At 40.4% G+C, this 22,257-nt stretch carries 21 protein-coding genes; 19 read left to right on the top strand and 2 right to left on the bottom strand.

Annotated features, from left to right (window positions below; translation table 11 throughout):
- Positions 1-8: 8 nt before the first annotated feature.
- From uvrA to BPR_RS13095, 19 genes are all read left to right on the top strand, one after another.
- On the top strand, positions 9-2,885 hold the full coding sequence (uvrA, locus tag BPR_RS13185; RefSeq protein ID WP_042258059.1) for an excinuclease ABC subunit UvrA: 2,877 nt from the start codon (positions 9-11) through the stop codon (positions 2,883-2,885).
- Positions 2,886-3,032: 147 nt separating this feature from the next.
- Positions 3,033-4,025: a rod shape-determining protein gene (gene mreB / locus BPR_RS13180; protein WP_013281982.1), complete on the top strand. Its 993-nt coding sequence runs from the start codon at positions 3,033-3,035 to the stop codon at positions 4,023-4,025.
- A gap of 56 nt (positions 4,026-4,081) precedes the next feature.
- On the top strand, positions 4,082-4,915 hold the full coding sequence (locus BPR_RS13175; protein WP_013281981.1) for a flagellar hook-basal body protein: 834 nt from the start codon (positions 4,082-4,084) through the stop codon (positions 4,913-4,915).
- A gap of 119 nt (positions 4,916-5,034) precedes the next feature.
- Positions 5,035-5,865: a flagellar hook-basal body protein gene (locus BPR_RS13170; RefSeq protein WP_013281980.1), complete on the top strand. Its 831-nt coding sequence runs from the start codon at positions 5,035-5,037 to the stop codon at positions 5,863-5,865.
- Between the two features lie 59 nt (positions 5,866-5,924).
- The gene (locus tag BPR_RS20005) at positions 5,925-6,347 is read left to right on the top strand and encodes a hypothetical protein (RefSeq protein ID WP_013281979.1); all 423 of its coding nucleotides are present in this window, start codon (positions 5,925-5,927) and stop codon (positions 6,345-6,347) included.
- A gap of 80 nt (positions 6,348-6,427) precedes the next feature.
- A complete protein-coding gene (gene recD2 / locus BPR_RS13160; protein WP_143754307.1) occupies positions 6,428-8,698 on the top strand; it encodes an SF1B family DNA helicase RecD2 in 2,271 nt (756 codons plus the stop codon).
- Entirely contained in the window at positions 8,682-9,452 is a 771-nt protein-coding gene (locus tag BPR_RS13155) for a ComF family protein (protein ID WP_013281977.1), read from the top strand. Before recD2 ends, BPR_RS13155 begins: the two co-directional genes overlap by 17 nt.
- A 19-nt stretch (positions 9,453-9,471) precedes the next feature.
- Positions 9,472-9,879 carry a flagellar protein gene (locus BPR_RS13150; protein WP_013281976.1) on the top strand — a complete coding sequence of 136 codons (408 nt, stop codon included), beginning with the start codon at positions 9,472-9,474 and terminating at the stop codon, positions 9,877-9,879.
- A 9-nt stretch (positions 9,880-9,888) separates the two neighbouring features.
- Complete coding sequence (locus BPR_RS13145; RefSeq protein ID WP_013281975.1) at positions 9,889-10,284, top strand: hypothetical protein; 396 nt, start codon at positions 9,889-9,891, stop codon at positions 10,282-10,284.
- A gap of 4 nt (positions 10,285-10,288) precedes the next feature.
- A complete protein-coding gene (locus BPR_RS13140; RefSeq protein ID WP_013281974.1) occupies positions 10,289-11,233 on the top strand; it encodes a hypothetical protein in 945 nt (314 codons plus the stop codon).
- A gap of 22 nt (positions 11,234-11,255) precedes the next feature.
- Positions 11,256-12,113, top strand: coding sequence for a diadenylate cyclase CdaA (gene cdaA, locus BPR_RS13135; RefSeq protein ID WP_013281973.1), 858 nt, complete (start codon positions 11,256-11,258; stop codon positions 12,111-12,113).
- Positions 12,110-13,393 carry a CdaR family protein gene (locus BPR_RS13130; RefSeq protein ID WP_013281972.1) on the top strand — a complete coding sequence of 428 codons (1,284 nt, stop codon included), beginning with the start codon at positions 12,110-12,112 and terminating at the stop codon, positions 13,391-13,393. Before cdaA ends, BPR_RS13130 begins: the two co-directional genes overlap by 4 nt.
- Before the next feature lie 13 nt (positions 13,394-13,406).
- Positions 13,407-14,756, top strand: coding sequence for a phosphoglucosamine mutase (glmM, locus tag BPR_RS13125; protein WP_013281971.1), 1,350 nt, complete (start codon positions 13,407-13,409; stop codon positions 14,754-14,756).
- Position 14,757: 1 nt separating this feature from the next.
- Complete coding sequence (locus BPR_RS13120; protein ID WP_013281970.1) at positions 14,758-15,021, top strand: HPr family phosphocarrier protein; 264 nt, start codon at positions 14,758-14,760, stop codon at positions 15,019-15,021.
- A gap of 27 nt (positions 15,022-15,048) precedes the next feature.
- A complete protein-coding gene (locus BPR_RS13115; RefSeq protein WP_013281969.1) occupies positions 15,049-16,245 on the top strand; it encodes a DUF3048 domain-containing protein in 1,197 nt (398 codons plus the stop codon).
- A 99-nt stretch (positions 16,246-16,344) separates the two neighbouring features.
- Positions 16,345-17,214: a dTDP-4-dehydrorhamnose reductase gene (gene rfbD, locus BPR_RS13110; RefSeq protein ID WP_013281968.1), complete on the top strand. Its 870-nt coding sequence runs from the start codon at positions 16,345-16,347 to the stop codon at positions 17,212-17,214.
- Between the two features lie 30 nt (positions 17,215-17,244).
- Entirely contained in the window at positions 17,245-17,703 is a 459-nt protein-coding gene (locus BPR_RS13105; RefSeq protein ID WP_013281967.1) for a divergent PAP2 family protein, read from the top strand.
- A gap of 27 nt (positions 17,704-17,730) precedes the next feature.
- Entirely contained in the window at positions 17,731-19,533 is a 1,803-nt protein-coding gene (locus tag BPR_RS13100) for an LIC_10190 family membrane protein (protein WP_013281966.1), read from the top strand.
- Between the two features lie 142 nt (positions 19,534-19,675).
- Positions 19,676-20,113, top strand: a complete 438-nt coding sequence (locus tag BPR_RS13095; RefSeq protein ID WP_013281965.1) for a CAP domain-containing protein — start codon at positions 19,676-19,678, stop codon at positions 20,111-20,113.
- Positions 20,114-20,171: 58 nt separating this feature from the next.
- Here the strand turns inward: BPR_RS13095 and BPR_RS13090 are convergent, their stop codons facing one another.
- Positions 20,172-21,113 carry a GDP-L-fucose synthase family protein gene (locus tag BPR_RS13090; RefSeq protein ID WP_026661776.1) on the bottom strand — a complete coding sequence of 314 codons (942 nt, stop codon included), beginning with the start codon at positions 21,111-21,113 and terminating at the stop codon, positions 20,172-20,174.
- Positions 21,114-21,129: 16 nt separating this feature from the next.
- Entirely contained in the window at positions 21,130-22,221 is a 1,092-nt protein-coding gene (gene gmd / locus BPR_RS13085; RefSeq protein ID WP_013281963.1) for a GDP-mannose 4,6-dehydratase, read from the bottom strand.
- Positions 22,222-22,257 lie beyond the last annotated feature (36 nt).

Genomic DNA, 22,257 nt, shown 5'->3' with positions numbered 1-22,257 from the left:
ATAGTAAGATGACCAAAAAAAACACCACGACCAAGAGAATTTTGCCCTCTGACATACATGACTATATCAGGGTTCGCGGTGCCAATGAGCATAATTTGAAAAATGTGAGTGTCAAAATACCAAGAGAGACACTTACAGTATTTACCGGACTTTCCGGATCAGGTAAGTCTTCTCTTGCGTTTGATACCATTTTTGCAGAAGGACAGAGAAGGTACATGGAATCATTGTCCTCCTATGCCAGAATGTTTCTTGGACAGATGGATAAACCAAATGTCGAGAGAATTGAGGGATTATCACCCACTATTTCAATAGATCAGAAATCCACCAACAAGAATCCCCGTTCAACCGTTGGTACCGTTACTGAGATTTATGATCATTTCAGGCTTTTGTATGCGAGAATTGGTATTCCGCATTGCCCTAATTGCGGAAGAGAGATCAGACGCCAGACAGTTGACGAGATGTGCGATCAGATCATGTCGCTTGGAGAGAATACCAAGCTGCAGATCTTGGCACCTGTTGTCAGAGGTAAAAAGGGTGAGCATGCCAAAACTCTGGACAGAGCCAGAAGAGCCGGATATGTAAGGGCGAGGATTGATGGCAGTCAATATGAGATTTCAGAAGAAGAGATCAAGCTTGATAAGAATATTAAGCATTCCATTGAGATTATCGTAGACAGACTTGTCATTCATGCAGATAATGAGAACCTCAGAAGAAGATTAACAGATTCTGTTGAGAGTGCTCTTGCGCTTGCTGATGGTCTTTTGCTGGTAGATGTTATTGACGGGCAGGAACTTAGCTTTAGCCAGAACTTTGCATGTCCTGATTGCGGAGTAAGTATTCCGGAAATTGAGCCCAGAAGCTTTTCTTTTAATAATCCATTTGGAGCATGCCCTGATTGCTTTGGACTTGGATACAAAATGGAGTTTGATGAGGATCTGATGATTCCCGACAAGAAGCTTTCGCTTAATGATGGATGCATAGTGGTTATGGGATGGCAGTCTGCCAATAAAGAGGGAAGCTTTACTAACGCTACACTTAAGGCCTTGGCCAAAGCATATAAATTCAGCATGGATACTCCTTATGAAGATCTTCCTGAGAAGGTACGCCATATGTTGATATATGGAGCTGATAAGACAGTATCTGTTCATTATGAGGGCAGCAGAGGGGTAGGAGATTATCCGATCCTCTTCGACGGTCTTATCAAGAATGTGGAGCAGAGATATAAAGAGACCTTTTCCGAGACTATGAAAGCTGAGTATGAAGAGTATATGAGGATAACTCCCTGTCAGCTTTGCGGTGGTCAGAGACTTAAAAAGGAATCCCTGGCAGTAACTATTGATAACAAGAATATTTATGAGATTACTTCTATGTCCATAGGAGAGCTTCATGATTACCTGGAAAATCTCAACCTTTCTGAACAGCAGGTAGTGATCGGAGCGCAGGTTCTCAAGGAAATAAGGGCAAGAGTTGGATTCCTCATCGATGTTGGACTCAATTACCTGTCTCTTTCAAGAGCGACAGGAACGCTTTCAGGTGGAGAGGCTCAGAGGATAAGGCTCGCAACTCAGATTGGTTCGGGACTCTGCGGGGTATGCTATATTCTTGATGAACCCAGCATCGGACTTCATCAGAGAGATAACGACAAACTCCTCAATACTCTTAAGAATCTGAGAGACTTGGGCAATACGCTTATTGTTGTTGAGCATGATGAAGATACAATGAGAGCTGCGGATTATATTGTTGACGTAGGACCGGGGGCAGGCTCTCACGGAGGCAAGATTGTAGCTACCGGAACTGCAGAAGAAATTATGCAGGTCAAGGAATCAATTACAGGACAGTACCTGTCAGGTAAGCTCAAGATAGAGGTTCCCGATGTCAGGAGAAAGCCAACCGGTTTTATCAAGGTTATAGGAGCAAGTGAGAATAACCTCAAGAATATTGATGTGGAGATTCCACTTGGAGTAATGACAATTGTTACAGGTGTTTCAGGTTCAGGTAAGAGCTCGCTTGTAAATGAGATACTTTATAAGAGGCTTGCACGAGACCTTAACAGAGCTAGATGTATCCCTGGTAAACATAAAGATATAGAGGGCCTTGACCAGGTTGATAAGGTTATAGCGATTGATCAGTCACCTATAGGAAGAACTCCAAGGTCTAACCCAGCTACATACACAGGAGTCTTTGATATGATAAGAGATCTTTTTGCCGGAACACCGGATGCTAAGGCAAGAGGCTACAAGAAGGGAAGATTTTCTTTTAACGTCAAAGGCGGAAGATGTGAAGCCTGCGGCGGAGATGGAATCATCAAGATTGAGATGCATTTCCTTCCGGATGTTTACGTCCCTTGTGAGGTGTGTGGCGGAAAGCGCTACAATCATGAAACTCTTGAGGTCAAGTACAAGGGAAAGAGCATATATGATGTACTTGATATGACAGTTGAAGAGGCTCTTGGCTTTTTTGAGAACGTCAAGACTATTAAACGTAAGATCCAGACCCTTTATGATGTGGGCCTTGGTTATATTAAGCTTGGACAGCCAAGTACTGAACTTTCAGGTGGAGAAGCTCAGCGAATCAAACTGGCTACAGAACTTAGCAGAGTTGGAACAGGCAAGACAGTTTACATTTTGGATGAACCTACTACGGGTCTTCATTTTGCCGATGTACAGAAACTTGTTAAGATCATGCATAAGCTGGTAGAACAGGGAAATACTGTTGTTGTTATAGAGCATAATCTCGATGTCATCAAGACCGGTGATTATATCATTGATATGGGACCTGAAGGCGGATCAGGAGGAGGTACAGTTGTTGTTAAGGGAACTCCTGAAGAGGTTGCCAAATGCAAAAAGTCATATACTGGTGCATATATTAAAAAAATGCTTAAGTAAAGCGCCTAAACTGCCGATACAATATACGGATGGATTTGCCTCTTTTAAAACTGCCTGTTTTGGTTTATAATCGAAATGATATTATGACCTAATTGGCAGAACCGGAAACGATTTTGCTTTTATATTTGAAAGGGGTACTAAGGAATTATGCAGTACGCAGATATTGGAATTGATTTAGGTACAGCCTCTGTACTTGTTTATATCAGAGGTAAGGGCGTAGTACTTAAGGAGCCATCAGTTGTGGCTTATGACAGAGATACAGAAGAGATCAAGGCCATTGGTGAGGATGCCAGACTTATGCTGGGCCGTACACCTGGCAATATTGTCGCAGTAAGACCACTTAGACAGGGCGTTATTTCCAACTATAAGATTACAGAGCAGATGATGAGATATTTCATCAAGAAGGCTATTGGACGCAGAATCCATCGTAAGCCATTTATTGCAGTTTGTGTTCCAAGTGGTGCTACAGAAGTTGAGAAGAAGGCTGTAGAAGACGCTACAAGACTTTGTGGCGCCAGAGATGTTAAGACTATTGAAGAGCCTATCGCTGCAGCTATCGGAGCAGGAATCGATATTACAAAGCCTTGTGGCAACATGATTGTTGATATAGGTGGCGGTACATCTGATATTGCTGTTATTTCCCTTGGCGGAACAGTTGTAAGCACATCAGTTAAGGTTGCAGGAGACGATTTTGACGAAGCTATTGTTCGTTACATGAGAAAGAAACACAATCTTCTTATAGGTGATCGTACTGCTGAAGATATTAAGATCAAGATTGGATCAGCTTACCCACGTGCTGAGGATGACTATATGGATGTCAGAGGAAGAAACCTTGTAACAGGTCTTCCAAAGACTGTAAGAGTTTCATCTGAGGAAACTGAGGAAGCACTCAGAGAGCCTACATCACAGATTATAGAAGCTATCCACAGTGTTCTTGAGAACACACCACCAGAACTTGCAGCAGATATTGCTGACAGAGGAATTGTTTTAACAGGTGGCGGAGCACTTCTTCGCGGACTTGAGGATCTTATCTATTCTAAGACAGGCATCAACACTATGACCGCAGAGGACCCTATGACAGCAGTAGCTATCGGAACAGGTCGTTATGTGGAGTTTATCGTTGGTTACCACGAGGATTAATACCCTGTTCAAGGACTGAACGGGCGATAAGACCAGGATGGTATGAGGAAAATTGGATGGTAAAAGGTCTTTATACTGCTTACACCGGTATGATCAATGAACAGCGCAGGATGGATGTGCTTACCAACAATCTTGCTAATGCCAATACTAACGGATACAAAAAAGAAGGATTAACAGCGAGAGCTTTTAGTGATCAGCTCGCGCTGAAAATAAAGGATTATACTGATGCCCCAAACACTGCACGTGGATTGGGCATCATTAATCCTGGTGTAAAAATTGGAGAGAGCTACGTTGACTGGAGCGAAGGCCCAATGAAGGAGACTAAGAATACCTTCGACTTCGCTATTGGTGGACGTGGCTTTTTTGCTGTAGAATACACAAATAAAGCGGTTAACATTGAGAGAGATACGGCCGGGCAAATGGATGTAATGTATACCAGGGACGGATGTTTTACTATGAATGTTAACGGCGAGATCACTACGCAGGACGGGGATTATGTCCTTGACGATAGTGGAAGCCATATCCAGCTTGATCCTAATCTGCCTGTAGAAATAGACACACTTGGAAACGTGATACAGGATGGGGCTGTCGTTGCTAAGATCGGAGTATATGATTTTGAAGCCACGACTTACCCTGATGGGAGGATAAGTTACGACAATCTTCTTCATTACGGCGAGAATTTCTTCATTCCTGCTGGGGATGACGCTGGCGCAGAGGTTGTGGAAAATGCCAGAGTGTATTCAGGATTCCTTGAGCAGTCTAATGTTTCTGTTGTCGACGAAATGGTAAATATGATAGCGACACAGAGAAATTATGATACGAACCAGAGAATGATAACTACCATAGATGATACACTTCAGATTGCTGCAAACCAGATTGGAAAAGTTTGATATTAAAATTTAGAATATTTTAATAAAGTCTTCTAGTGCTAAGACCGATATATAGATAGAACAAAGATTACCAGTCACGGAGGACGGTAATAAGGCATTATCGAAATCGGAGGTGGCTTATGGTAAGAAGCTTATGGTCCGCTGCAACGGGTATGAATGCCCAGCAGACGAATGTTGATACTATATCTAATAACCTGGCCAATGTTAATACAGCAGGATACAAGGCACAAGGTGCTCAGTTTAAATCTCTCCTTTATCAGGAACTTCAGACAGTTACAACTACAGCTAATGGCGCTCCCAAGCCTGTTACTTCACAGGTTGGTTTGGGTACCAGAGTTGCGTCCATAAATCAGTATTTTAAGCAGGGATCTTTTTTGACAAATGATAACCCTGCGGCTATGGCTATCAGCGGAGATGGATTCTTTGGATACCTTGGAAGCGATGGGACATCCAAATATTATACAAGAAATGGTAACTTTAGCTGGGCTTTATCTGAGGCGGGCGGAACAACTCTTGTACTGACGACTGCTGAAGGAAATAAAGTTATGGACATCAACGGTGCTGAAATTACAGTTGATGGTAACAGAGTTGCCAGCAGAATCACAATTGGCGGTGATGGTAAAATCTATTATCCTGATGATGCAGGTGTTCCACAGGATCTTGGTAAGCAGATTGGATTATGGCAGTTTCCTAACAGAGAAGGTCTTGAAAGAATAGGAAGTGTTGCATTCCAGGAGACTCCGGCTAGCGGAGCAGCAATAAACGAGAATACTGCGGCAGCAGGAATCAAGAAGAGCGAAATTGTTCAGGGATATCTTGAAGGCTCAAATGTTAACGTAGCTACTGAAATGGTTAACCTTATAGTTGCTCAGAGAGCATATGAGATGAATTCAACAGCTATCCAGACTACAGATGAGATGATGCAGACGGCTAACGGCCTTAAGAGATAATTCCTAGGTGATATGTAGTATAGGATTCAGACAAGTAATTTGGTAGCGGGGGGAAAGCTATGGCAGGACTTGATATAAAAGGGATAAATGCTACGGCGCTAACTGAATATGCTATAAATGAGAGTAAAAATGCTTCTGCAACTATGATACAGAACAAGATTAAAAATGTATCTGACAAATCATCTGATGATGAGTTGTGGGCGGCGTGTAAAGGTTTTGAAGCTTATTTCCTCGAGCAGATGTTTAAAGAAATGCAGAAGTCGGTAGACTCCCTTAAACCTGATCCGCAGGACAGATCAACAAGTACTCTTGTAGATTTCTTTAAGGGCGAAACTCTTCAGGATATATGTGGAACAGCGGTTGATACACAAAGTAATGGCTTTGCTCAGATGTTATATGAAAATCTTAAACGAAATTATGATATTCCTACAGCCCCTGAAGAGGCTGCAGGTGGGACAGTTACAGAGGATGTCAATAAATAATTTTGAAATATGCTTAAAAGCGCTAAATTCTTAAGAAAGATTAAGAATTTAGCGCTTTTTATTGTGTTATAATGCCTATTATGGAAAATGAGAACGAAGTAATAAAAGGATATATTGAGCATTTTATTTACAAGAACGCCGAGAATGGTTATGGGGTTGTTAATCTGATCTCAGAGGATGAAGAAATTGTCTGTACAGGTAATTTCAAGGATGCAGATGTTGGAGACAATCTTGAGATACAGGGGACTTTTGTAACTCATCCTGTTTATGGAGAACAGCTTAAGGTAACAAGCTTTAAAGTTGTCCTTCCTGATGATGCTGTTTCTATGCAGCGCTATCTTGGATCTGGAGCCATTAAGGGAATTGGAGAGGCTCTTGCGGCCCGCATTGTTAAAAAGTTTGGTGATGATACCTTCAGGATAATAGAGGATGAGCCTGAACGCCTTGCGGAAATCAAAGGAATCAGTGAAAAGAAGGCAATTGACATTGCCGTTCAAATGGCAGAGAAAAGAGAAATGCGTGATGCCATGATATTTTTGCAGCAATACGGCATCAGCAATACTCTTGCAGTTAAGATCTTTAGTAAATACGGCAGCAGGATTTATTCAATTATTAAGGAAAACCCATACCAACTAGCTGATGATATAAGCGGAGTAGGATTCAAGACAGCTGATGAGATTGCCGGTAAGGTAGGAATAGCAGTAGATTCTGAGTATCGCATCAAGTCGGGGATATTGTATTGTCTTTTACAGGCATCTCTTGATGGCAATACTTATTTGCCAATGGAGCAGCTGATAGATAAGACTGTAGAAATCTTATCAGGAGGCCCTGGGGGAGTGATAGACAGGGATAATGTGAACACACAGATCAGCAACCTCATGATGGACAAAAAACTTGTCTGCAAGAATAATGACCAGATATACTCTGCAAGTTATTACTATGAGGAGCAGGGGTGCGCCGTGATGCTGGAAGGACTGAACCTTGCAGAAGATGTCACGGCAGATGAAAGACAGCGATATCTTGATAGGATCAAGGATATAGAAACAAGACGGGGAGTGCAGCTTGATGACCTGCAAAGAGAGGCGGTTTTAAAGAGTATCTCTAATGGTATTGTCATTATTACCGGAGGTCCCGGAACCGGTAAGACTACAACTATCAACACTATCATCAATTATTATGCCGGAGAGGGGCTTGATATTATGCTTGCTGCGCCTACAGGAAGGGCAGCTAAGAGAATGACGGAAGCTACCGGGTATGAGGCAAGAACAATACACAGACTTCTTGAGGTCTCAGGACAGGTAAGTGATGATGATGACGGTCGCCAGGGAGGCGTTCATTTTGAAAAGAACAGGGAAAATCCTCTTGAAGCCGACGCGATAATAATCGACGAGATGTCTATGGTCGATATTCATCTCTTTTATGCACTGCTAAAAGCACTTGTACCGGGGACTCATCTTATTCTTGTGGGAGACAGTTCACAGCTACCAAGCGTAGGACCTGGACAAGTCCTCAAGGATCTTATTGGAAGCGGGAAATTTCCGACTATTATTCTGCAAAAGATATTCAGACAGGCAGAAGAAAGTGACATTGTTATGAATGCGCACAGAATCCACAATGGTGAAAGGCCTGTTATTGATAACAAGAGCAAGGATTTCTTTTTCCTGGAAAGAGATGACAGTAATGTTATTTACAAACATATGATACAGCTGATAAGAGACAAGCTTCCAGGGTATGTCGGGGCAGAATCTTATGATCTGCAGGTTCTTACTCCTATGCGCAAAGGGCCTCTTGGAGCAATACAGCTAAATCTTGTCCTTCAGGAATACTTAAATCCGCCTGATGCGTCCAAAAAAGAGCATGCATATGGTGATCAGGTTATTCGTGAAGGGGACAAGGTCATGCAGATCAGGAACAACTATCAGGCCCAGTGGGAAGTAATGGGCAAATACAATGTTCCGATTGATTCCGGAATGGGTATCTTTAATGGCGATATGGGAATTGTAAGAGAGATTAATGAGTATTCACAGGAAGTGGTGGTTGAATACGATGAGCACAGACGCGTCAGATATCCGTTTTCGGATCTGGATGAAATTGAGCTCTCTTATGCCATTACAATACATAAATCTCAGGGAAGCGAGTACCCGGCGGTTATAATGCCTATTTTAGGTGGCCCGAGAATGTTACTTAACAGAAATCTTTTATATACAGCAGTGACTAGAGCTAAGAACACAGTCTGTATTTTGGGGAGCAGTCAGACTCTTTTTAATATGGTGGATAATGAGCAGCAGCTCAAAAGGTACACGGGACTAAAGGATAGGATATTAGATATTTTTAATGCTTCAGAGTGTTAGTGATAGTTTTACGGAAGTAGTGTATGGCGCGATCAGACTTATATATCCCAGACATTGTCCTGTTTGCGATGGCCTTCTTCCGTGGGCAGAAATTGAAAATGGGAAAATAATTAAAGGGCGTCTTATACATAAATCCTGTGCCGGTAAGATCAGATATATCAGAGGGGCAACGTGTATGAAATGCGGCAAACCTCTTGGAAAGTCTGATAAAGAAAATGAATACTGCTCGGATTGTATCAGAGTCCATCATGTTTTTGACAGAGGGTACTCGGTTTTTGATTACAGAAGCATCTCGGGTTCTATTTATAAGTTTAAATATATGGGCAGGCAGGAATATGCTACATTTTACGGGGTAGCTGTTAAAAGGCATCTGAGAAAAGAGCTGTTGAAACTTGGAATAGATGCAATTATTCCGGTGCCGATGTATAAAGATAAACAACGTTTAAGAGGATATAACCAGGCAGACTTACTATCTGATGCTGTTGGAAGAGAATGCAATATTCCAGTTTATAAAAATGTTATAAAAAGGAATAAAAATACGCTTCCAATGAAGAAATTAGACGCTCGCGGGCGTCGCAATAATTTGAAAAAGGCTTTTAATATAGTACAAAATGATGTAAAATTTAAATGCATACTTATTATCGATGACATCTATACAACTGGAAGTACTATTGACGAGATCGCCCATGAGTTTCGGATTGCTGGTGTAGACAGAATTTATTTTCTGACTCTTGCAATCGGGCAAACTACTTAAAATAAACGGAGGTCACTATATGAACTTACGGAATTGTGCAAGATGCGGTAAAATGTTTAATTACATCGGAGGTCAGCCTATTTGCGATCCTTGTAAGAAAGCGATAGAAGAAGATTTCCAAAAAGTAAAGCAGTACATTGTCGATAATCCGCGTGCAGGGCTCAAGCAGATCGCTGAGGATAATCAGGTTACTACTAAGCAGATTCAGCAGTGGATCAGAGAAGAGCGACTCATGTTTACAAGTGATTCTCCAATTCAGCTTCAGTGCGAGAATTGTGGACAGCTTATTCAGACAGGAAGATTTTGTGCTAAATGTAAGGGATCAATGGCGAACAATCTGAATCAGACTTTCGCTAAACCTCAGCCTCAGATACAGCAGCCGGTCAAAAAAGAACAGAAGGCTGGAATGCGCTTCCTGGATACATAAGGAGCAGCAATGTTAGATGAAGAAAAAGTCATTTTGATGACCAAAATGACTGCGTTCATAGATCGTGAAGGCAAGAAAAATGACGCGATCAACACTTATTTTAGAAGTGATTATGTTGGTTTCAATATAATTAAATCTGTTATAAGCGCAACGATTGTATTTTGCATTTTTCTTGGGACTTATGTTCTATGTAAATTTGAGGAGGTTGTATCAAACCTCTATAACACAGAGAATCTATTGTCAGTAGGCAGGAAGTGGTTGATATACTACCTCCTGCTTGTTGGCGTGTATTCACTTGCAACATATGTCATTTATTCCATTCGATATACCAAAATGCGAAAGAGTATGAAGGCATATTATAGCAATTTAAAAAAACTAGCTAGAATGTACGAGAAAAAGGATTGATAATATGACTTCTTTATTGGAACTAAAGCAATACATCAGCAAATTCTATATCAAGAATGAAACTTATATTTCATATGTTTGGAAGTTTCTTCTGGCTTTGATCACAATTGCGATCATCAACAATAAACTTGGATATATGCAGCCACTTAACAATATAGCCATTGTTCTGATGGCTTCACTTTTGTGTGCTATTTTGCCTGCTAATTTTATTGTGTTTATCGCAGCAGTGTTTATTCTGGGGCATCTATATTCCGCAGCAGTGGAAAGTGCGCTTGTTGTAGCTATTATTTTTCTTTTAATGTTTCTTTTGTATTTTAGATTTTCTCCTAAGGATACATTGGCAGTTCTTTTGACTCCAATTTTCTTTTTTATGCATATTCCTTATGTTATGCCACTTGCAATGGGACTTTTGGGCTTACCAACATCGGCAGTGTCTGTTGCTTTTGGACTGGTGATCGCGTATATGATCAACTATTTTTCTGCAGGAAACAGCGTGGGCAAAATAGGAACAGATGTGGAAGAAACCTCAACACAGTTCCAGTCAGTACTCAAGGGAATACTGGGAGACAAGACAATGCTTGTTATGATCATTGTTTTTGCAATAGCAATCGTTATTGTATATATGATCAGAAGAGCTTCAATCGACTATTCTTGGAGAATCGCTATAGCAGCAGGCTCCATCAGCATAATAGTAGGAATGCTTGTTGGAGATCTGGTTTTGGAAACACAGATATCATTTTTGGGTGTGATACTTGGGACAGTTGTATCCGCTGCATTGATGCTTGTGGTTGAATTTTTTGCATTTAATGTGGATTATACGAGAACTGAGAAAGTACAGTTTGAGGATGATGATTACTATTATTATGTCAAGGCTGTACCTAAGGTAACAGTATCTGCTCCTGAGAGGAGAGTTAAGAAGATAAATCGTGCCAATGGAAGGCGCAGATGATATAAAGGAAATATTGTAGCATATGGATTTTCTCTTTGATATTAACAGAACAACTTTACATATGCCTACTATCAGGTTCTTTGATGTACTGGAAATATTTATTATTGCATTTTTGGTATATCACATTCTGGTTTGGGCCAAAGATACCAGACTATGGTCCCTGTTAAAAGGGGTCATAGTTATTGTTGTGTTTATTCTTATAGCAGCAATATTCAATATGTCTACTATTTTGTGGATTGTTGAAAAGGTTATTGGTATCGCTATTACAGCCATGGTTGTTATTTTGCAGCCTGAGCTTCGTAAGGCGCTGGAAGAACTGGGAAGAAAGAACTTTTTTGCCAATCTTTTTGCTATTGGTGATGGAAGAACAGAGGAGAGATTCTCTGACAAAACACTTAATGAGATAACAAGAGCCTGTGTTGAAATGGGTAAGGTAAGGACTGGTGCTCTTATAGTTATTGAACAGAATCATCCTCTTACAGAGTATGAACGAACTGGAATTGATGTGGATGGTATAGTTACCAGCCAGCTTCTCATAAATATTTTTGAGCATAATACCCCACTACATGATGGCGCTGTCATCATCAGAGGAAACAGGATAACATCAGCTACATGTTATCTGCCACTTTCAGACAATATGGGAATTGGAAAAGAGCTTGGAACAAGACACCGTGCAGGAATCGGAGTGTCTGAGGCAACAGATTCCCTTACAATAATTGTGTCAGAAGAAACAGGCAAAATCAGTGTTGCATATGAGGGAGAACTTGAAAGAGCTGTTGATAGTGACAGATTGCGCGAGCGCTTGAGACTTCTTCAGAATAAGCATAAAACTGAAGCTCCGGTCAAGCATTTTGCCAGAAAGGCCAGGGCTAAGAAATGAAGAAAATAACAGCTAACTGGGGATTAAAACTGGCTTCACTCATATTTGCAGTAATAGTGTGGTTTTTGGTTACAAATATTAATGATCCTGTTATTTCGGTAAGATATACCAATGTCCCTGTATCTATCAAAAATGGAAATTTAATAACTGAGAAGGGGCAGGTTTATACAGTTCTTGATGGAAGCGATACGATAAGCTCTGTTACTATTTATGCACCAAGAGGTGTAATTGATTCGCTTAGTCAGAGCAATATTGTTGCTACAGCAGATATACAGAAACTATCAAGTCTTAATACAGTAAGTATTGATTGCGTGACTAATAAATATTACGACAAGATAGATAAGATTGTTCTTAGTTCTGATGTGGTCAAGCTGAATGTTGAGAGAAAGGCCAGCAAGAGTTTGGCTCTTTCAGCAACTACCTCCGGAACTATTTCAGATGGATATATTATCGGCGATGTGACTACTGAGCAGAATATGGTCAGGATAAGCGGACCGGAGTCTTTTGTTAATAGTGTTGCCAAGGCATCTGTTGACGTAGATGTTACCGGTTTTACATCAAATATCGGAACAGATGCGGATATTGTACTGTATGATGCTGAGGGAAATGTGCTGGATACATCACAGCAAGGCGTCAATATGAATATTAAGACGGTAAGAGTCAATATTCAGATTCTTGAGACCAAGTATGTACCAGTTAATTACACTATCAAAGGCGAGCCGGCTAATGGGTATGCGCTTACAGGACAGATTGACAGTACCCCTTCAGAAGTATTGGTGGCCGGCAGGAGCAGTGTTATTTCCGGACTTACAGCTCTGAATGTCGAGGATGACAGCCTTGATGTTTCGGGATATACAGGTAATTTAACTGCTACAATAGATTTGTCACAGGCGTTGCCGTCAGGAACTGTATTTGGGGATGATGATTTTAATGGAACAGCTTCGGTTGTGGTTTATATAGGGCCTGTAGTCGAGGAAACATTTGAAATCAGTACTAATAAGATAACAATCGATGGTTCGGAAGATGGATTTGAAATATTTGTTGACGACAGCGAATATAATCAGGTTTCACTGACACTTCAGGGGCTTAGAAGCAATATCAATGCCGTTAATCCATCGAGTATTTCCGGAATAGTCAGAGTGAGCGATATCTTGACAAGCAATGATCTGGACAAGCTTGCACCGGGCACATATACAGCTCCTATTGTGTGGAGTATACCGGATGGTGTATATTGTAAGTCTGCTGTAAGTGTTTATGTAACAGTTAGAGAATTAGAGTAAAGAGGTTTTTATTATGAGTAGATTATTTGGAACAGATGGTGTAAGAGGAGTAGCAAATGACGAACTTACTCCCCTTCTTGCCATGCAGCTGGGACAGGCAGGTGCATATGTGCTTTCTAAAGAGGTTAATCACAGACCTACGATCATGGTGGGATGTGATACAAGACTTTCCGGAGATATGCTGGCCAGTGCTCTTATGGCGGGAGCGTGTTCGGTGGGAGCTGACGTTGTAAATGTTGGTATTATTCCTACACCTGCTGTTGCTTATCTAACCAGAAAATATCGTGTTGATGCAGGTGTTGTTATTTCTGCTTCACATAATCCGATGGAATTTAATGGTATTAAATTCTTTGATGCTAACGGCTTCAAACTTCCTGATGCAATGGAGGATGAAATCGAAGCGCTTATCAAAAATAATATGGACGGTGTCAAGATGCCGACAGGTGCAGGCGTCGGTAAGATCAAGAACCGTACTGATGCAAGAGAAGAATATATCAATCACAACCTCAATGCAGTAGATATAAATCTTACAGGAATGAAGATCGTAATGGACTGCGCAGAGGGTGCTTCATATTATACATCAGTAGAAGCAATCAGACAGCTTGGGGCAGAGGTTGTTGTTATTCACAATAATCCTGATGGAACTAACATTAACGCAGGTTGTGGCTCTACTCATATGGAAGAACTGATGGGAAGAGTTGTAACAGAAAAAGCAAATGTAGGACTTGCTTTTGATGGAGATGCTGACAGATTTCTTGCTGTTGATGAGAATGGTAAAATGGTCGATGGCGATGAAATTATGGCCATCATCGGAAAGTTTATGAAAGAAAATGGTAAACTTGCCAAGAATACAATAGTTGCGACAGTAATGAGTAATCTTGGATTCTTCAAAATGGCTGAGAGAGAAGGTATTCAGGTTGACAAGACTAAGGTTGGCGACAGATATGTACTTGAACATATGAAAGAGATTGGCGCAAACCTTGGCGGAGAGCAGTCAGGACATATTATTTTCCTTGATGATAACACAACAGGAGATGGACTTCTTTCAGCACTTCACCTTCTTGAGGTTATGGTTTCTACAGGCAAACCTTTGTCAGAACTTGCAAAAGTTATGGAGGTAATGCCACAGGCTCTTGTTAATGCACATGTGCCTACACACAAGAAGGATTCCTTTATGGAGTATCCTGAAATTGCCGGAGCTATTGCTGAACTTGAAAAACAGTTTGCCGGAGATGGAAGAGTGTTGATCAGACCTTCAGGAACAGAACCTCTTGTCAGGGTAATGATCGAGGGAAAAGATCAGAAACAGATAGAAGACGAAGCCAAAAAACTTGCTAAGCTCATTGAGGAGGTTATGCTGTAATATGGTTAGCCAGAAGGTAGTTATTACAAATCCTACAGGGTTACATTTAAGACCAGCAGGAAATCTTTGCAAGGTTGCAATGAACTACAAATCGCATATCACATTTAGTTATGGTGAGAACACAGCTAATGCCAAGAGTGTTCTCAGTGTTTTGGGAGCGTGTATTAAATGTGGGGATGAACTTGAATTCAAGTGCGAAGGCCCAGATGAACAGGAAGCGATGAATGCTCTTGTTGAGGCTATAGAGAACGGACTTGGTGAGTAATATTAGAAAAAGGGGAAGTCGTTAATTATGAAAAGATTTAAAGCTTTGGTATTAGCAGGAATAACAGCTGCTATGTTAATTGGTTGCGGTAATTCTGATGATGATGCGGTAGTTGGCATCAGCATAGAGAAACTTGAAGATGTAGCGCCTGTTGTTGAAGCTAGTGTAGAAGCTTCAGTTGAGGAAGCCAATGAGGACATGCCACCTCAGGAAGGTATGGTCAGAAGCTATTTTACAAATGAATGGGTAGATGAGTCAGTTAATACCAACAGACCACTGGCTGTTATGTTTCCTATTAACAAGGAGGCTCAGCCACAGTATGGACTTAGCAATGTTGCAGTTTTCTATGAGATAATGGAAGAAGGCAGCATGAGCCGTCAGATGGGTATTCTTGAGAATTGGCAGAATCTTGACAGAATCGGAAACATCAGAAGTATAAGAGATTACTTTATTTATGCAGCTCTTGAGTATGATCCGGTTATTATTCATTTCGGCGGACCAGAGCTGTATGTTAGCGGCGTTCTGACAGGTAAGAATAGACCTGATGGAGTTGATGATGTTGATAACTTAAATGGTGTCGGCGGTAAGGCAATGGGCCCTGATTACGGAGCATTCTTCCGTGTACCTGAAGGAAGTACATCTGAGCATACTGCTTTTACAGATGGAGCACATGTTTCATCAGCTATTGAGAAGGCTGGTTTTTCTCAGACACATCGAAGTGAGTATTTCCAGGATGGACCACATTTTACATTTACCGGATATACTAATCCTAATACATTGGATGATTATGCAGATGCTGTAGAGGCAACTGAGATTGATATGGCAGGATGTTATCCTGTAACTAAGTCAGCTCTTAAATATGATCCAGAAAAAGAAGTTTACCTCAAGTCTTTATATGGTGAAGCTCAGAAGGACGCAGTAACCGGAGAGCAGCTTGCATTTTCAAATGTAATTATCCAGAGAACATATCATGAAGTTCGTGATTCTAATGGATACCTTGCATATCAGATGCATGATAAGACAAGAGATGGTTACTATATTACCAAAGGCAAAATGATACATATGACTTGGGAGAAGACTTCAGATTATTCACCAACTAAGTACTATGATGACAATGGTCAGGAGATTACTTTTAATACAGGTAAAACAATGATTTTTGTTGTTCAGGAAAAAGGCGGTTCATTCTCTAAATTTGAAGTAAATGGAACAACATATGAAGATTGATGCCGATTAGTAGAATATATATTATCAGAATTGATTGATAACTGCGGACGGCAGAAATGCCGTCCGTTTACGTTAATTATAGGAAGGTCGGAATTAGTTATGGAGAAGATTATAGTTACTGGTTGTAATGGACAGCTCGGAAGGGCTATTAACAAGGAACTCAATGGTAAATATGAAATCGTTAACACTGATGTGTTTGAAGGCGCAGGTATTACTCCGCTTGATATTACAAATGTTGATGATGTTATCAGGCTTGCAAGAGAGGTTAAGCCATCTGCAATCATAAATTGCGCAGCTTATACTGCTGTTGATAAGCAGGAATCTGATGTAGATCTTTCTTATAAGATTAACGCTATCGGACCAAGAAATCTGGCAATCGCATCTACAGAAGTAGGCGCTAAGCTTGTTCATGTTTCTACAGATTATGTATTTGAAGGAAACGGGACAAGACCATATGTTGAATTTGATAAGACAGGCCCTGTAAGTGTTTATGGAAAAACAAAGCTTGCCGGTGAAGAATTTGTTAAGCAGTTCTCTGATAAGTATTTTATTGTAAGAACAGCCTGGCTATATGGAGATGGCAAGAATTTCGTCAAGACTATGCTTGGTCTTTCTGAGAAAATGGATGAAATAAGTGTAGTTATGGATCAGCAGGGAACTCCTACAAGTGCCAAGGAACTTGCTAAGGCTATAGCGTATCTTTTCCCTACAAATAACTATGGAGTGTTTCATGGCACCTGCGAAGGATCTACAAACTGGGCTGATTTCACTGATGAAATATTCAGGATTGCCGGTAAGTCAACTAAGGTTAATCATGTTACAACGGCTCAGTACCTTGAGAAAAATCCTCAGGCTGCTCCAAGGCCAGCATATAGTATTCTTGAAAATTATATGTTGAAGCTTACATCTGATTATATGTTTGCTGATTGGCATGATGCTATAGAAGAATACTTAAAAGAATTACTTTGATTTGAGCTTTGGTATTGGAGACTTTTTTATATGCAATTTTTTAATGATTTACTAAATAATAGACTATTATTGGCAGCTTTCTTTGGATGGCTTTCTGCCCAGATTCTCAAGACTATAATATATGTTCTTGTTAACAAGGAGTTTAATGCAGAGAGACTTACCGGAGATGGAGGTATGCCAAGTTCCCACTCAGCAACAGTCATGGCACTGGTAACAAGTGCTTTTTACTATTTTGGAGCAGGTAGTTTTGAATTCGCGATTTCAGGAGTTCTGGCACTGATTGTCATGCATGATGCGATGGGGGTCAGAAGAGAGACTGGTATTCAGGCTAAAGTTATCAACAATATGATGGACTGGTTCCAGGAACTCGACAGCGATATTCCGGTAGAAGAAAGGCTTAAAGAGTTTGTTGGTCATACTCCACTTCAGGTTCTTTTTGGAGCCATTCTCGGAATTGTTGTAGGAATCATAGTCTGTAACTTAAGCTGATAATATTATTTGGGAGAAAAATAGTTAATGCTGTCAGTTGTTCTTATTTGGATATATGTGATAGCCACTACTTATTTAACCGGCTTTGCATTGCTTAAGTTCATAACTTCTCTTGATTGTATGCATTCTCAGAAGGGCAAGGGGGCATACAGAAAGTATAATGCACATTTCAGAACAAGTTATATTGTTGCCGGACTTGTTGTTAACACTACCTATGCTGAGATTTATAGCCTTTTTGAAGGCGTTGGACTTGTGGCTAATTTCTTAATGATAACAATTTGTGTTGTCATTGCGGTTTATTATAGAAATGAACTTATAGCTGATCTTGTAGAAGTGCTAAGACTTTTTGTTTCGGGAAGAAGCGGTTATTTGTATTTGGCAATTTTCCTGATAATGGCTTATGGTACTTCTCACGGAATAATGCATTATGATTCTGATCTGTATCATGCGCAGGCCATCCATTGGATAGAAGATTATGGTGTAATTAAGGGGCTTGGAAATCTTCATGTAAGGCTTGCTTATAATAGCGCATCTTTTGCATTATCAGCCTTGTATAGTATGAGCTTTCTTTCCGGAAAATCTTATCATGTAATGGCAGGATTCTGTGCCTTGATGCTTGCCTGGGAATGCATCGATATTAAGGATATTGTCAGAAGAGGACATCCTATACTGTCTGATTTTGCCAGAGTAATGGGTATTTACTATCTTTTTACAATATTTGATGAAATGGTTGCTCCGGCATCTGATTATTTTTTATCCACGATTGTATTTTATATTGTTATTAGATGGCTTGATATGAATGTTAAGCATGAGAGATCATATGTGCCGTACATTATGCTTTCTCTTCTTGGTGTATATGCAGTTACTATTAAGCTTTCAGCAGCTCCAATATTGATTCTTGCTATTATTCCTATATACAGGCTTATAACAAATAGAAGTGCCAAGACTATGAAAGCTCTGGGACTTTCCGTATTATTGGCGTTTATTATTGTTGTTCCCTTCCTCATTAGAAATGTAATAATTTCGGGATGGCTTGTATATCCGTTTACTTCCGTGGATTTATTTAATGTGGCATGGAAGATTCCTAAGGGACTGGCTGATTATGATGCCAAGGAAATTAAAACCTATGGAAGAGGATTTACAGACGTAGCGACATATGGGGATATGCCTTTTAAAGACTGGATTGGTCCATGGTTTGCCGGAATCCACGGGATGAATAGGGTAATGGTAATCTTGGATATCGCTGCTATCTTGGTATATTTTGTCTGTCTAATTTATTTCTTTGCAATAGCAATAAATAAAAAGGCTAAGCTCAAAGATAATAAAGTATTTAATATAAGTGATCGCAGAATGGTTAATTTTGCTGATTTTCTTACTGTAAGCGGAACAATGGTAGCTTGCCTTGTATTTTGGCTTTTTACAGCTCCGCTTATAAGATATGGGGAAGTATATGTTTGCCTGACATTTGCGATTGTGTTTGGAAGACTTCTTATTCGTCTATTTAATTACATAGGAAATGAGAACAAGTTTACGAGAAGAAGCATTGTGGCTTTTGCTCTGATATTTGTGATATGGCTTTTGTATAAGGGCGTCAATCTTGTAAGAGCGGATATACCTGGATATAATACAGCAAATCTTTTTACTCAACAGGATTACGGACAGTATGATGTAGAGTCGTTTGAAATATCAGGAGTTACGTTTTATTATCCAAAAGAAGGCGACAGGATCGGGTACAAGTATTTTCCTGCGGCAACAAAAGACCTTAGTGAAGAGCTACAATTCATTGGGTATGGTATAACAAGTGGGATTGTTTCAAAACAGGAACACTGAAATAAATATTAATCAATTTGGAATAATTTCTAAAAATTACATTAAATGTATTAAATAAAGTTCATAAATATATTTCAATACGTCTAAATAAAGTATCATTGTAGTAGAGGTATTGCTCGACTGCGAGGTAAGGGGGTACTTTATGAAGAAGATTTTAATGCTTTTAATGGCTATTATGACGGTTTCGATGCTTTATGTGCCGATAACTGCGGAAGCTTCAAGTGAGGATGATGTTCTGACTATGATGAATGCGGTCAGGGAGTCTGCCGGGCTTGAAGCTTTTACTATGGATGAGGACTTACAGGATATTGCAGAAATCAGAGCTTCGGAATGTGCTCAAAAGTTTTCACATATACGTCCTAATGGAAAGGCCTGGTATACTGTCTCTAACCTGACTAATGGTGAAAACCTTGCCCATGCAGTTAATTCTACACAACAAAAACCGGAAAATGTAGTATATGCATGGACTCTTAGTCCTAAACATTATGCGAATCTTGTACGTAGTTCATTTACTTCAGTAGGAATTGCATATTATTGTAATGAAAATGGGGAGACTTTTATAGCCTGTGAATTTCATTAATAAAAAAACAGCCATGCAGGAAAAATAAATTCCTGCATGGCTTATTTTTTGCTATCTATTAGCGCTCTGCTCTCATAGGATTATGAAGGAAATCATCATAAGCAAGACGGATACCGTCATCAAGCTCTGTAGTGTATTTCCAGCCAAGTTTTTCAGCTTTGGAAACATCAAGAAGTTTACGAGGAGTTCCGTTTGGCTTAGAAGGATCCCAGCGAATCTCTCCTGTGTAGCCTACAATAGCTGCAACCTTTTCAGTGAGCTCTTTGATAGTGAGCTCTTTACCAGTTCCGGCGTTGACTGTCTCGTTTCCACTGTAGTTATTCATAAGGAATACACAGAGATTTGCAAGATCATCAACATAGAGGAACTCACGAAGTGGGCTTCCGTCACCCCAACATGTTACGTATGGAAGGTTCTGCTCCTTGGCTTCGTGGAAACGACGAATAAGAGCAGGAAGAACATGTGAATGTGTTGGGTGATAGTTGTCATTTGGTCCGTAAAGGTTAGTTGGCATTACAGAGATATAATCTGTGCCATACTGCTTATTAAGGAATTCACAGTATTTAAGACCTGAAATCTTGGCAAGAGCGTATGCCTCATTGGTCTTCTCGAGCTCAGATGTCAGAAGACAGTCTTCTTTCATTGGCTGAGGAGCCATACGAGGATAAATGCATGATGATCCAAGGAATTCTACCTTCTTGCATCCGTTCTGCCATGCTGAATGGATAACGTTCATCTCAAGGATCATGTTCTCATACATGAAATCTGCAAGAGCTTCTGAGTTACCCATGATTCCGCCAACCTTGGCAGCTGCAAGGAATACATATTCAGGCTTTTCCTCTGCAAAGAATTTCTCAACCTGATCCTGTCTTGTGAGGTCAAGTTCTTTGTGTGTTCTGGTAATAATGTTTGTATAACCCTGTTTATTAAGTTCTCTTACAATTGCAGAACCAACCATTCCTCTGTGGCCTGCAACATAAATCTTAGCGTTTTTTTCCACTTTGATCGCCTCTTTCTTATTTATCGATACCCTTCTCAAGGAATTCAGCAAGATTGAATTTAACGTGCTCGTTAGCTCTTTCAACTGCAACCTTCTTCATATCATGTTCAACCATGATCTTAACAAGCTCTTCGAAGGATGTTGTCTGTGGATTCCAGTGAAGCTTCTCTTTAGCCTTGGTAGGATCACCTAAAAGGTTAACAACGTCTGTAGGTCTGTAGAAATCAGGAGATACCTCTACAAGAACCTTACCTGTTGCCTTGTCATATCCCTTTTCATCAGCGCCTTCACCCTTGAATTCAAGCTCGATACCAGCATAGTGGAAAGCAAGCTGTGCAAATTCACGAACAGAGTGCTGAACACCTGTAGCGATAACGAAATCTTCAGGCTTATCGTTCTGGAGAATGAGCCACATGCACTCAACATAATCCTTGGCATAACCCCAGTCACGAAGGCTGGAAAGGTTACCAAGATAAAGCTTGTCCTGCTTGCCCTGAGCAATTCTGCTGGCTGCAAGAGTGATCTTACGTGTAACGAATGTCTCACCGCGTCTCTCTGATTCGTGGTTAAAGAGAATACCTGAGCAGCAGAACATGTTGTAAGCTTCACGATACTCTTTGATGATCCAGTAACCATAGAGCTTGGCAACAGCATATGGGCTGTATGGATGGAAAGGAGTCTTCTCGCTCTGAGGAACTTCCTCAACCTTACCATAAAGCTCAGAAGTAGATGCCTGATAAATACGGCATGTATCAGCAAGTCCGCACTGACGAACTGCCTCTAATACTCTAAGAACACCTGTAGCGTCAACATCAGCAGTAAACTCAGGTGAATCAAAAGATACCTGTACGTGTGACTGAGCTGCAAGGTTGTAGATCTCATCAGGACGAACCTTGCCAACTACACCAAGAATACTCATGGAATCGCCAAGATCACCATAATGAAGGTGGAAGTTAGGGTGTCCCTCAAGATGAGCGATTCTCTCTCTGTAGTCAACAGAAGATCTACGGATTATTCCGTGAACGTCATAACCTTTTTCAAGAAGGAACTCTGCAAGATAAGATCCGTCCTGACCGGTTATACCAGTAATAAGCGCTTTTTTAGCCATATTTTTTTCCTCTCAATTTAGAACATAATTTGCATA

Origin of the sequence: Butyrivibrio proteoclasticus B316 (genome assembly GCF_000145035.1) — a bacterium.
Taxonomy (GTDB): Bacteria; Bacillota; Clostridia; order Lachnospirales; family Lachnospiraceae; genus Butyrivibrio; species Butyrivibrio proteoclasticus.
Note: the sequence above shows the minus strand (reverse complement) of the source record. Positions and strands in the feature narration are given on the sequence as shown.

What these genes read in the sequence shown, in the direction of transcription:
- uvrA (WP_042258059.1), top strand. Translation starts at nt 9, where the DNA reads ATGACCAAAAAAAACACCACGACCAAGAGAATTTTGCCCTCTGACATA.
- mreB (WP_013281982.1), top strand. Translation starts at nt 3,033, where the DNA reads ATGCAGTACGCAGATATTGGAATTGATTTAGGTACAGCCTCTGTACTT.
- BPR_RS13175 (WP_013281981.1), top strand. Translation starts at nt 4,082, where the DNA reads ATGGTAAAAGGTCTTTATACTGCTTACACCGGTATGATCAATGAACAG.
- BPR_RS13170 (WP_013281980.1), top strand. Translation starts at nt 5,035, where the DNA reads ATGGTAAGAAGCTTATGGTCCGCTGCAACGGGTATGAATGCCCAGCAG.
- BPR_RS20005 (WP_013281979.1), top strand. Translation starts at nt 5,925, where the DNA reads ATGGCAGGACTTGATATAAAAGGGATAAATGCTACGGCGCTAACTGAA.
- recD2 (WP_143754307.1), top strand. Translation starts at nt 6,428, where the DNA reads ATGGAAAATGAGAACGAAGTAATAAAAGGATATATTGAGCATTTTATT.
- BPR_RS13155 (WP_013281977.1), top strand. Translation starts at nt 8,682, where the DNA reads ATGCTTCAGAGTGTTAGTGATAGTTTTACGGAAGTAGTGTATGGCGCG.
- BPR_RS13150 (WP_013281976.1), top strand. Translation starts at nt 9,472, where the DNA reads ATGAACTTACGGAATTGTGCAAGATGCGGTAAAATGTTTAATTACATC.
- BPR_RS13145 (WP_013281975.1), top strand. Translation starts at nt 9,889, where the DNA reads ATGTTAGATGAAGAAAAAGTCATTTTGATGACCAAAATGACTGCGTTC.
- BPR_RS13140 (WP_013281974.1), top strand. Translation starts at nt 10,289, where the DNA reads ATGACTTCTTTATTGGAACTAAAGCAATACATCAGCAAATTCTATATC.
- cdaA (WP_013281973.1), top strand. Translation starts at nt 11,256, where the DNA reads ATGGATTTTCTCTTTGATATTAACAGAACAACTTTACATATGCCTACT.
- BPR_RS13130 (WP_013281972.1), top strand. Translation starts at nt 12,110, where the DNA reads ATGAAGAAAATAACAGCTAACTGGGGATTAAAACTGGCTTCACTCATA.
- glmM (WP_013281971.1), top strand. Translation starts at nt 13,407, where the DNA reads ATGAGTAGATTATTTGGAACAGATGGTGTAAGAGGAGTAGCAAATGAC.
- BPR_RS13120 (WP_013281970.1), top strand. Translation starts at nt 14,758, where the DNA reads ATGGTTAGCCAGAAGGTAGTTATTACAAATCCTACAGGGTTACATTTA.
- BPR_RS13115 (WP_013281969.1), top strand. Translation starts at nt 15,049, where the DNA reads ATGAAAAGATTTAAAGCTTTGGTATTAGCAGGAATAACAGCTGCTATG.
- rfbD (WP_013281968.1), top strand. Translation starts at nt 16,345, where the DNA reads ATGGAGAAGATTATAGTTACTGGTTGTAATGGACAGCTCGGAAGGGCT.
- BPR_RS13105 (WP_013281967.1), top strand. Translation starts at nt 17,245, where the DNA reads ATGCAATTTTTTAATGATTTACTAAATAATAGACTATTATTGGCAGCT.
- BPR_RS13100 (WP_013281966.1), top strand. Translation starts at nt 17,731, where the DNA reads ATGCTGTCAGTTGTTCTTATTTGGATATATGTGATAGCCACTACTTAT.
- BPR_RS13095 (WP_013281965.1), top strand. Translation starts at nt 19,676, where the DNA reads ATGAAGAAGATTTTAATGCTTTTAATGGCTATTATGACGGTTTCGATG.
- gmd (WP_013281963.1), bottom strand. Translation starts at nt 22,221, where the DNA reads ATGGCTAAAAAAGCGCTTATTACTGGTATAACCGGTCAGGACGGATCT.